Genomic DNA, 10,970 nt, shown 5'->3' with positions numbered 1-10,970 from the left:
GCGCCTCGGCGACGTGCGCGAGCATGAGCTTCGCGGTGACGTCACCGATCGCGTAGATGTGGGGCACGTTGGTGCGCATGACGTCGTCGATCGCGATCGCACCGCGATCGGTCAACGCAACGCCCGTGTTCTCGAGGCCGAAGCCCTCGAGGTGACAGTCACTCGGGCTCGGCGCGCCGAGCGAGGTTCCTGTCCACCTGCGATGCCGCCGGAGGCTCCCCGACGCGCACCCACGTACATGTAGCCGGTTGCCAGACGAACCCGCCGTCCAGGTCGGACAGGACAGGGTCGGCGAACTCCATCACCTCGTCGAGGAGCGACTGGAAGCGGTCCGGCGTGTTGCCGGTCAGGCGTTGCTTGCGCCTCCACGCACTCCACCGCCCCTGCGCGATCTCGCCCATACCGGCGAACGACTCGTCCAGCCGGCGCAGGTCCACGTTCCGATGACCGGCCACGACTCGGATCGAGGCGGCGAGCTCGCCTCCGTCGATGGTCTGAGTGCGGGAAATCGAGGCGATGTCGACGAAGTCCCGCCAACGCGTGTTGGCCACACTTCTGTCGATCGCCGTGACGATCTTCTCCGCCAGGACCATGTGCGGCGGGTAGCCGTTCAGCTCGACCTCGCCACCGAGAAGCAACGGCAGTCTCGTTACCTGCGGTGCGGGCCATATCGGATCGCCGAAGTTGACGTGGATCGGGACCCGCGCCTTGGACAATGTTGCGAGCACGTGGACGCGGACACCGCTGTAGTCAGCCTCGTCCCGGATGGTCTCGCTGCGGATCTGGCCAGGGTCGAACTCCAGGCCGTCGACGACGTCGGTCGCCAGGATCTCGCGCACCCGATGCTCGACGTCGTCGATGTCGTTGGGGAAGCCCGCAGCTGCCAGGTCGATGTCGCGTGTCGGCCGACGTGCAGCGAATGCCGCGAGCAGCACACCGCCTTTGAGCACGAAGGCGTCCCGGAGGCCAGAGGCTGCAAGGCGGATAAGGAACCCCTCAAGCGCATACAGTGCCAAGTACTTGGCCGGGTCACGCTGGTTCGTCTTCGCGAGGTTGCGCAGGTCGTTGTACGCCCGGCCGGCAGGAGTCGCGCGCGTCGGGTTCGGACTCACAGCAACACCTGGAGCGATTGGCGGATCACGGTGACCGTCCGCGGGAAGTGCCCTGCGGTGCGGAGCAGGCTGGCGGGTGAGCTTCCTGGTGCGCGCACCCAGCGACGCAGAGCCTCGTTGGCCAGGTCGATGCCCTCGAGGTGCGCGATCCGGAACGCATCCACGATGGTCCGCTCCGCGGAGTACACCGCCAGCTCCGGGTACTCGGACATGGCGACGCGACCGACGTCGAACGTCGACTGCCCGAAGGAGTGCCAGATCACGTGATCGAAGCCCGCGGGGAACCTGGTCCCCCGCGGTAGCGCAATGTCGGTCGTGAGCGGGATCTCGTCGCTCAGCCCGTGGTACACCAGCGCGCTCGACAGGCACATCGTCGCGGCCGACTTCACCGCCGTCGCACCCGCCAGCGACACCACAGTGGGATCCAGCTCTCCGGGTCGGATGTACACCCCGCGTCCGATCCGCTCCAGCTCGCCGGACCGGGCCATGCGATACACCTCGTCCTTGCGAAGCCCCGCGGCGCGTGCCGACTCCAGCGTCAGGACAGTCATCCGCCCACCTCCCTACCGTCTACAGCAATGCTAGACCTGTCTACAGTAAGGAGCAATGGCACGGTGACGCCTTCCTGCACCAAACACCGGGGCCAGGCGTGCCAGGTTGACAACCCGACAGCAACTCCGCGGCGGTCACCGACAAGCGAACGCCGCCCTCCACCGCGTCATCATCGTCCGCATGCAACACCACGAACCGACCAAGGCCTACGTCGCGCGCCGCACAGCAGGGGCAAGACGAAGTCCGAGACCATCCGCTACCTCAAGCGGCTCCTCGCCCGCGAACTCTGGGCCGCTATGCGCCCCCTCCGAGAAGCCCCTCAGACCCTCACCACGCCAGCTTGACGGCGATAGGAACATCAACGCGCTGGCAGAGACCGTGAACGGCTACACAAGGCCGAGCTCATCCGCGGCCCTGCCCGATCGGGGCCGTGGAAGAGCGTCGAGGTCGTCGAGCCGGCCACTCTCGGGTGGGTCCACTGGCACAACACCGAGCGCCTGCACGGCTACCTCGGCGACGTCCCGCCAGTCGAGTTCGAGAACACCGTCTACGCTACCCAGCAGGGCGCAAGGGCCCTGGCCGAAAAGAACTGACCAGGGCCTCCATCAGACCCAAGGCAGTTCAGTGCGGATCCATGCGACGAGCCGGTGGCTTCGAGCGGCGCTGCTTCTTCCGCCGGTTTCGTGAAGCCTTGGATGCCATCAGGGCAGAGCCCCTTCAACATCGAAATCACGCTATGAAACCGCCTGCGCGTGCCGGCGCACGGTTCCGAGGATGTCGACGATCACGCGCACGTCGGTCGCTGGGAACAGGTCCGTCGGCCCGGTCGGCGCGTGGTCGACGTACGGAGCCTCGAAGAGCCGGGTCGATTCCATGACGCCGTTGGCGGTGAGCTCGTCGACGATCATGCGCACGAAGCGGACCTGGCTGACGTTGAAGAGTGCGCCGTCGAGGTAGTGCGCGAACACCTCCTCGACAGCAGACCGGTCGAGCCCGACGAGCCGACGGATGAAGAGTCCGAGACCGTGTTCCTTCTCGGCGGCCCAGGCGATGTCTGCGACCTGTCCGGCGCCGCTGTCGAGGAGCATCGTCTGAAGGGCATCGAGGTCGGTCTCGGTGAGCTGCTTGTTGCGTCGCACCTTCTGCAGGATGAGGTCGTCGATGTGGTCGCCGAGGTAGGCATGAGCCTTCGCCCGGAACCTCTCCCAGTTGGTGCCGGGCGCGACCTGGGGCAGTTCGACGACTGTGGACTCGCCGAGGGTGTCCTCGAAGTCGCTGTAGACGCGGTCGCGGCGGATCTTCTCGATGAGCCGCACGAGCCCGCGCAGCCGCAGGCGTGCGAGCTCGAGCATCGGGAGCGTGACGTCAATCCACCACTCCTCGCCGGCGACGGCTTCGATCAGCTCGGCGTGCGTCGCGATAGCTGGCAGGTGGGCGAGCGCGTGCAGCGCCTCGGCGATCTCCTGGACCTGCCCGCGCAGCCGCTCCGTGGCGACGACGTCACCCTCCAGGGTGGCGAGCTGGCAGCGCAGGATCAGCAGGTCGAACCGCTTGGCGTCGAGGTCCTTGTCGCTCGCCCCGGCCAACGACGGTAGTCCGGCGAGGTGGTTGAGTACGTCCTCGGCCTGTTCCCTAGTCAGCGTGGCCCAGGCATCGGCATCAGCGAATCGCTCGACGTGCTTCCGGTGGGGTCGGACAACGAAGTTGTCGAGGTTCATCCCGGCCACAAAGGAGTGCAGCGCCGCGGCCGTCTCCGCGCGGAGCTCGGGGTACGACGAGGAGGTGTCCAGACCGGCGAGCAGTCCGAGTCGGGCTTCAACGATGCGCTGGGTCAGCGACTTCTGCACGGAGCCCTCCGTCCCAGGCAGGTCCTGGCTGAAGTACTCGAGGTTCCCGCAGAAGTCGAAGACGTAGAAGTCCTTCTTGTCCTCCCCCGACCCGTACAGGTCGGGCCGCAGACGGGTGCCGCGGCCGAGCATCTGCCAGAATTTCGTCTTTGACCGCACCGACTTGAAGAACACGAGGTTCGCGACCTCGGGCACGTCGATGCCGGTGTCGAGCATGTCGACGCTGATCGCGATGTGTGGCGCCTTCTCGGGATGGGAGAAGGTGTCGATGAGGTTCTGGGCGTACGGGCCGCTGGCGTGCGTGATCACGCTCGCGAAGTGCCCGGCGTGCTCGGGGTACTGCGCGTCGAAGACCTTCTGCACGAACTCGGCGTGCTCCTGGTTCTTGGCGAACACGATGGTCTTGGCGAGCCGGTCGCCGCCCGCGACCTTGTGGCCGCGCGTCATCAGCTCAGAGAGCACCTTTTCAACGGTGTCCTCGTTGAAAAGGAACCGGTTGAGCTCTTCGGCGCCGACCTCGTCGGGTGCGCCGTCGTCACCCCAGTCGAGGAGGTCCCACTCCTCCTTCTCTGCCTGGCTGAGCTCGGCGTACTTGATGCCGGTGCGCAGGAACTTCGTCCCGACGGAGATAGCGACGGGCGGGACGAGCCACTGGTCCGCGATCGCCTCGTCCAGGCCGTAGGCGTCGGTCGGGACGCCGTCCTCGAGGTGGAACAGCCTGTAGGTGTTGTGGTCGACCTCGTCCTTCGGCGTCGCCGTCAGGCCGACGATCAGCGAGTCGAAGTACTCAAAGATCGCGCCGTACTTCGCGTACACGGACCGGTGCGCCTCGTCGATCACCACGAGGTCGAAGAACCCCGGCCCGAACCGCCGCACACCGCCGTCGACCTCGTCGATCAGGTTCATCATCGACGGGTACGTCGACACGAACACGCGCCCCTCGGCCACCTTCTCCGTCACGAGGTTGACGGTCGCGACCGCGGGCAAGTTCGCCTTGAACGCATTCACGGCCTGGTTCACCAGGGCCGTGCGGTCGGCGAGGAACAGGACCCGCTTGACCCACCCCGCCTTCATCAGCTGGTCCACCAGCGCGATGACGGTACGCGTCTTGCCTGTACCGGTCGCCATGACCAGCAGCGCCTCACGCTGCTTGCGGTAGAACGCGTCACCTACGGCCTTGATCGCGCGCACCTGGTACGGGCGCCCCGCCACCTGGGTGTTCACGGGCGCGCCGGCAAGCTCCTCCCGTGCCTGACGACGCTGGATCGTCAGCTCCAGTTCGTCCCGCGTGAGGAATCCCTGGACCTCGCGCGGCGGGTACCCGGCCGCGTCGTCCCAGATCCAGTGCTCGTACCCGTTGGTGAAGAACACCACCGGCCGGCGCCCGAACTGCGCCTCCAGACAGTCGGCGTACAACTTCGCCTGGTGCTGCCCGACCTGCGGGCTCTTCGTCGTGCGCTTCGCCTCGACGACCGCGAGCGGCCGACCGTCGGCGCCCCACAGCACGTAGTCGACGACTCCCGTCCCGTCGGCGTTGGGCATCCCCGTGACCGGGTACTCGCGGTCTCGCGCGTCCGCGAGCGGCCAACCCGCCTCGTGAAGCAGCAGGTCGATGAAGAGCCGCCGCGTGTCCGCCTCGGTGTAGTCGTGGTGGTCTTCCGCCGACGACGCCGCCTGTGCCGCCTTGACCTGCTCGCGCAGTGCCGCGATCTCGGCCTCATGGGCCGCGAGGAGCTCGTCCTTCTCCTCAAGCGCCTTCGCGTGGGCCTCGTCCTGCGCCCTGAACTTCGCGGCGAGTTTGACGAGCTCCGCCTGCGTGAGCGGCGCCGCCTTCGCGGCGAGCGTGGGATCGAACGCCGACGACGTCGGCACGGCATCCCGGGCGGGCGAGTAGCGGAAGGCAGCCCACACGACGATGTGGTGAAGTTCGCGGAGCACCTGGAGCGCAACCTGCGTCGCGATCGGCTTCGGCTCGTGCACGGCGGCGTTGCCGACCTTGCGGACGAGGTTGAGCTTCGTCCCGATGCTGTGCCCGGACACCTGCTTGAACGCGGCGTCGTTGATCATCGCGGACAGATCCGCCTTGTACGGGACCTGGAGGGCGAGTAGATCGTAGAGGTGGGGTACCAGCACCTCGACCGCCCGGCGAGCGTAGAAGCACGCCGAGCGCGGGTCCGTCGTCAGGTACGACTCGGCCCGCGCACAGTCCTGCCATACGGTCGGCCAGACGCCCTTGATGAAGCCGAAGTTGCTGGTCAGTCCCTGTGGCTGCACGGTGAACACCCTAGCGATCAAGCCCGCCGAAATGAGCGAAATGGCCGAGGACGGCGGGTGAAGATTGCTTCCCCTCACACCAAGCCCGACCGTCGATGACGGTCGTCACGAGCGGGTGAACACAATGATCGACGACCTCCGCGTGATCGTCCGGGTCCGGGCACGCCAGAAGCGCCGCGAGCCGCACCGCGATGAACACCTCGGGATCGACCAGCGCGAGCCCTGGCATTGCGGCACGAACGACGTGGGCCACGACTGCCCCCACATGCGGCTCGAGTTGGTCAGCAGACTTGCTGCCCAGGCATGCCCGGACCCTCGCCATGGCGACGTCCGACAGTGCTCCAGCGATGCCATCGACCGCCTGCTCTCGAAGACGCTCCACGCTCTCCAGCGCCATCACGACACTCACGAGAACTGTGCAGGCGAGGTGCGACTCAATGTTCCCACCTGCTGACTCCTCCGGGGACCCCGCGATGTGGACAAGATGGGCAACCTCGTCGCGAAACACCGGATGGTCGTCGAGCCAGGACTCGATGTGGAGGAGGTCGACTCCGAAGAGCGGAGCGCCGGGGTCGCCGTTAGACGGGCCTGCCTGGTCGTGGCCCGAGCCTCCTCGACGCCCGGCGCTCAAGCACCGCGGGACGGGTGCGGCCAGAGGCGTCATCATGCTCATCCCGTGGTTCGCATAGTCGCACTCGCAACGGCACCGGGCCCACGTGGCAGTTCTGCAGGTCGTCGTGCACATGAGGTTGTCCTCACCAGGCGAGACCGGTCGCGTCGCCTTCCCTGCGGCTCCTTCCGCCACAGCCGACAACCGTCTCACGACCCACCGACACGGCCGGCGACGACCTACTCGAAGAAGTCCTCGTCGATCTCGACGACATCGTACGTCTGCTTGACCTGGACGCCGACGCCGTACTTGATCATCAGCCGGGCGAGGCGGTCCCCCTCGATCAGTACGACGCGCGCCGCGACCGACTCCGCGAACGCCCGAGCACCCTGCGTGTAGCGCGCCGTCGTGATGAACACGCCCTGGCTCGCCGAGTTGCCCGCCAGTGCGCCGACAAACGCCTGGATCGTCGGACGGTCGATCGACGAGTCCGGCGCGTACCGCTTCGCCTGCACGTAGATGCGCGCCAGACCGAGCGCGTCCTGGTCGATGACCCCGTCGATCCCACCGTCGTTCGAGAGCTGCGTCCGCGTCGCCTTGCCCTCCGCACCGCCGTAGCCCATCGCCATGAGCAGATCGAGCACGGCCTGCTCGAAGAACGACGGGTCCTGAGCGTGCAGGCGCTTGATGAGCTCACTGCCGACGTCGGAGTGGATCCGACCGACGCCCACCTCAATCTGCTCGTACGGGTCGAGCACCGTGTCCTCCACCGTCACGGCTCCGTCGACGACGGACTTCGACGACGGCTTGCGCACCCACCAGGAGTCGCCGTCGCGCGCGTACTCGCGCAGCTCCTTCTCCGTGATGCCCGCCGGGAACTTTGCAGCGAGCGTCTGGCCGAGCACCGTGATGCGGTAGATGCCGCGCGACGGCCGTTCGACTGCCCCGACCCGATCCAGGTAGGACAGCGCCCATCCGACCCGGTTCTGGTACTTTGCCTCGCTGGCCGTCCCGGCCTCGAGGCGCTGCTCGGGCGCCAGGCCGAGCTCATCGGCTGCGAGCTCGAAGACCTCGCGGCGCTGGCGGGACGCTTGATCGCCCAACGCGCGCAGCACGGGGATCATGCACTCGTCCCACGACGGTATGACAGACAGACTCACAACTCTCCTCGGAAGGCACGGGACTGGAGGGAAGCGAAGAGTTCGTCATCGGCGGCGAGGGCGCGAATGACTCTCGCCCGGTGGTCCGAGACCGACGTCACACGTCGAGCGAACTCCTCCTGGAGTTCCATTGGCGGATGCGCGATGTTGATCCCGCGCATCTCCGTCGCATTGATGTTCGCTTGGTTCACTGCGACCTTCGCCAATCTCCGGCGAACTGCGATCCCGTGAGTACTGGTCATGTATGCCGAGACGAACTCCGGGCGGTGCTCCGGCTTGAGGCGAACTCTGACCAAATACCCAGCGAGCGCGAGCGGTTCGTCGGTATCCACGACCGCTGTCTTCCCGACCTTCTCCTTGCTGTTCGTTCGGTTGAACAGGAGGTCGCCACGTCGGACCGTGTACTTCGGCACGTCGCCCGGCTCGAATTCGATGTACTTCAGATCGGCCAGATCCAAACGTCCACTGTCGGTCACGTTACCCATGCGAAGGATTGGCCACTTGCCGTGGTCACCGGCCTTCGCTGAGGTCCCGTACTGCACAGACTCAGCCATATCGCCGATCGTTCCCATCGGCCACCGACTCGGCCATGCCTCGGGTGCGCCAAACATGGCGTGGAAGGTGGACTGAGCCAGGGCGTCGAGGTGGGTAAGGATCTGGCGGCGCTTGGCGCGGATCACGTCGGCCTGGTCGAGGATCGCCGCGATCCGCCGCTGCTCCTCGATTGCGGGAAGGGGAATCTCAAGTGCGCTGAGCGCCGGCAGAGCGATTGACTTCCTGCGGTGGATCGCACCTTGCCCCATTCGTGCATAGTGGGCGAGGGCCCAAGGGCTTTTCAGGAGCCGAATCAGGTACGCAGCCTCGACTCGCTCGTGGTCGATCGAGAATACGTTGTACATCGGGCTGATGAGTGACCGTTCAGGGGCAATCCCGATTGACCCCTCATCAAGATGAATCGTCGCATAGGCGAACTGACCGGGTTCCACCACCCGATAGCCTGCCACGTCGCGGCTGAACACCTGCTTCTTGAAGTACTCCAAACTCGGCACGAACCCGGCGTGCTTCGTTACTGAGTAAACGGGCAAGTCCGTGCCGGCACCTGCGCGCGGCCCAGCGGGCCGGATCAGGTCCTTGAGCGTAACGAGTTGCGTCACGTGAGCATCGCCTTCAGATTAGCCACGCCCGCTGCGATCTCGGCGTCGAGCGCCTCGATGTCCGCGAGGATCTCGAGCGGAGCGCGGTGCTCGATTTCCTCGTGAACGATTTCCTTGTACCTGTTGATGGACAGGTCATAGCCCTGCGCGACGATGTCCGCTTTGGGAACGAGGAAGGACTTGTCGGTCCGCGCGCGGTCGCGCTCCGTCGTCGTGCGCTGCGACCAGCGGGCGAGCACGTCGGGGAGGTCGTTCTCCGACGCGGGGTTGCGCTTGTCGTCGAGCGAGAAGCCGTCAGCTTGGACGTCGTAGAACCAGACGTCGTCGGTGCCGCCGGACTCGGTCTTGGTGAAGAACAGGATCGCCGTAGAGACCCCGGCGTAGGGCTTGAAGACACCCGAGGGGAGCTTGACGACGGCGTCGAGCTTCTGGTCCTCGACCAGGGCCTTTCGGAGCGCCCTATGCGCCGTCGTCGACCCGAACAGGACGCCGTCGGGCACGATGACGGCGGCGCGCCCGCCGGTCTTGAGGAGCTTGAGGAAAAGCGCGAGGAAGAGGAGCTCGGTCTTCTTGGTCTTGACCGTGGCGAGCAGGTCCTTCGACGTCTGCTCGTAGTCGAGCGAGCCCGCGAACGGCGGGTTGGCGAGGATCAAGGAGTACCTACCCTCCTCCGCCGACGCCGACTCGGCGAGCGAGTCGCGGTAGCGGATGTCGGGCGCGTCGATACCGTGCATGAGCATATTCATGCTGCCGATGCGCAGCATGGTCGAGTCGAAGTCGTACCCGTGGAACATGCTGCGGTGGTAGTGCTCGCGCTGGGCCTTGTTCATGAGCGCGGTGGCGTGGTGCTCGCGGACGTACTCCGACGCCGAGACGAGGAACCCGGCCGTGCCGCACGCAGGGTCGCAGATCTCGTCGTCGGGCCGGGGCGCCATCATCGCGACCATCAGGTTGATGATGTGCCGCGGCGTGCGGAACTGGCCGTTGACGCCCGCCGAGGCGATCTTGCCGAGCAGGTACTCGTACAGGTCGCCGTTGGTGTCGCGGTTGTCCATCGGGATGTGGTCGAGCATGTCAACCACCTTCGACAGCAGGGCCGGCGTCGGGATCGCGAAGCGGGCGTCCTTCATGTGCTCCGCGTACGCGGAGCCATCCCCGCCTACGGTCGAGCCGAGCTCGCGCAGGTACGGGAAGACCTGCTTGTCGACGATGTCGAACATCGACTCGGCATCCTTGTTGCGCAACCGCGACCAGCGCAGGTGCTGCTGGGCGGGCGAGAACAGCCGAGTCGCCACGGGAATCCCGGTGAACTCCGCCCTGGACTCCTCGCGCGTCTCGAGATCGTCCAGACGGCGCAGGAAGAGCAGGTAGGTGATCTGCTCGATCACCTGCAGGGGGTTACTGATTCCCCCCGACCAGAAGGCGTCCCAGACGCGGTCGATCCTGCTCTTCAGTTCTCCGGTGATCACGTGGTGCAGCTTAACCATCACCACCGACCACGCAGACACGCTCAGAGGTGAGATGTTCCACGAGCCGTCTGTCGCGCCCGGGTTCAGTGGAGGCACGGGCTACCTGCAACTGCTCGATGCATGGGGCAAGCGCCCCGACGCGATCCTGAGCCTTGCGACGGTGGAGCGTGTGATCTCTCGCTGACGCGAGCCAGCCCGGTCCGCGCGGAGCGCGTCCCGGCGATGAGACGAGAAGTTCCGGGCACGATGTGAAGAAGGTCAGGCGCAACCTCTCGGGTGAGGCTCCGAACGACCGCGGTGTCGATCTCGCGCACCAGGATGTCGCCGAGGGCTCGCGCAGGTAGTTGGTCACCTGACCGCGATACAACATCACCGTGGCGGGGCTTGCGCAGCCGACCCTACGTCTCGCGGCGCCCCGCCGTCGTCCGCTGGGCCGTCGTCGCCTCGACCACTAGTGCCCCTCCCCCCGAGCCCTTCGTTCGGCCCCGGACGAGATGGGGCACGAAACGACGATCCGCGCCATCGTGCCCCCCCCCCCTGTGTGCCCCCCAGAATGAACATTCCTGTCCTCGGCCGACCCCGGATGTCCCCCCGATCGAGGCACAGAGAGAGGCCTTGACCTGCGGCGATACCGCGGGACAAGGCCTCTCATCTGGACGGTCGAACCTATCCGTCCTGTCACAAGTATCAGAAGTTGATCATGTGCCCCGCGAGCCCGTGAATGGCCTCCTGCACGGCCTCCGAGAGCGTCGGGTGCGTGTGCACGTTGCGCCCCAGCTCGGACGCCGTGAG

At 66.3% G+C, this 10,970-nt stretch carries 7 protein-coding genes and 2 pseudogenes; 1 reads left to right on the top strand and 8 read right to left on the bottom strand.

The window, feature by feature from the left end; genetic code table 11:
• The 3 genes and pseudogenes from ASE27_RS19745 to ASE27_RS07590 form a co-directional block, all read right to left on the bottom strand.
• A pseudogene (locus tag ASE27_RS19745) lies at positions 1–151 on the bottom strand (FAD-dependent oxidoreductase); the annotation flags it as partial.
• A gap of 7 nt (positions 152–158) precedes the next feature.
• Complete coding sequence (locus ASE27_RS07595) at positions 159–1,112, bottom strand: nucleotidyl transferase AbiEii/AbiGii toxin family protein (RefSeq protein ID WP_082608674.1); 954 nt, start codon at positions 1,110–1,112, stop codon at positions 159–161.
• Positions 1,109–1,663: a type IV toxin-antitoxin system AbiEi family antitoxin domain-containing protein gene (locus ASE27_RS07590; RefSeq protein ID WP_056648385.1), complete on the bottom strand. Its 555-nt coding sequence runs from the start codon at positions 1,661–1,663 to the stop codon at positions 1,109–1,111. Before ASE27_RS07590 ends, ASE27_RS07595 begins: the two co-directional genes overlap by 4 nt.
• Positions 1,664–2,009: 346 nt before the next feature.
• Here ASE27_RS07590 and ASE27_RS19740 point away from each other — a divergent pair.
• Positions 2,010–2,257, top strand: a pseudogene (locus ASE27_RS19740) (integrase core domain-containing protein); the annotation flags it as partial.
• 141 nt (positions 2,258–2,398) lie between these two features.
• Here the strand turns inward: ASE27_RS19740 and ASE27_RS07585 are convergent.
• From ASE27_RS07585 to ASE27_RS07565, 5 genes are all read right to left on the bottom strand, one after another.
• Positions 2,399–5,785 carry a DEAD/DEAH box helicase family protein gene (locus ASE27_RS07585; protein ID WP_235535382.1) on the bottom strand — a complete coding sequence of 1,129 codons (3,387 nt, stop codon included), beginning with the start codon at positions 5,783–5,785 and terminating at the stop codon, positions 2,399–2,401.
• 10 nt (positions 5,786–5,795) lie between these two features.
• Positions 5,796–6,458, bottom strand: a complete 663-nt coding sequence (locus tag ASE27_RS07580) for a hypothetical protein (protein ID WP_157257448.1) — start codon at positions 6,456–6,458, stop codon at positions 5,796–5,798.
• 176 nt (positions 6,459–6,634) lie between these two features.
• Positions 6,635–7,555, bottom strand: coding sequence for a restriction endonuclease (locus ASE27_RS07575; RefSeq protein ID WP_369818999.1), 921 nt, complete (start codon positions 7,553–7,555; stop codon positions 6,635–6,637).
• Complete coding sequence (locus tag ASE27_RS07570) at positions 7,552–8,709, bottom strand: restriction endonuclease subunit S (protein ID WP_200955917.1); 1,158 nt, start codon at positions 8,707–8,709, stop codon at positions 7,552–7,554. Before ASE27_RS07570 ends, ASE27_RS07575 begins: the two co-directional genes overlap by 4 nt.
• Positions 8,706–10,178, bottom strand: coding sequence for a class I SAM-dependent DNA methyltransferase (locus tag ASE27_RS07565; protein ID WP_056648376.1), 1,473 nt, complete (start codon positions 10,176–10,178; stop codon positions 8,706–8,708). Before ASE27_RS07565 ends, ASE27_RS07570 begins: the two co-directional genes overlap by 4 nt.
• Positions 10,179–10,970: the final 792 nt, after the last annotated feature.

The sequence above is a fragment of the Oerskovia sp. Root918 genome (assembly GCF_001428945.1).
GTDB classification, from domain to species: Bacteria; Actinomycetota; Actinomycetes; order Actinomycetales; family Cellulomonadaceae; genus Oerskovia; species Oerskovia enterophila.
Note: the sequence above shows the minus strand (reverse complement) of the source record. Positions and strands in the feature narration are given on the sequence as shown.

Coding starts and splice junctions, on each gene's coding strand:
- ASE27_RS07580 (WP_157257448.1), bottom strand. CDS start 6,458: ATGAGCATGATGACGCCTCTGGCCGCACCCGTCCCGCGGTGCTTGAGC.
- ASE27_RS07590 (WP_056648385.1), bottom strand. CDS start 1,663: ATGACTGTCCTGACGCTGGAGTCGGCACGCGCCGCGGGGCTTCGCAAG.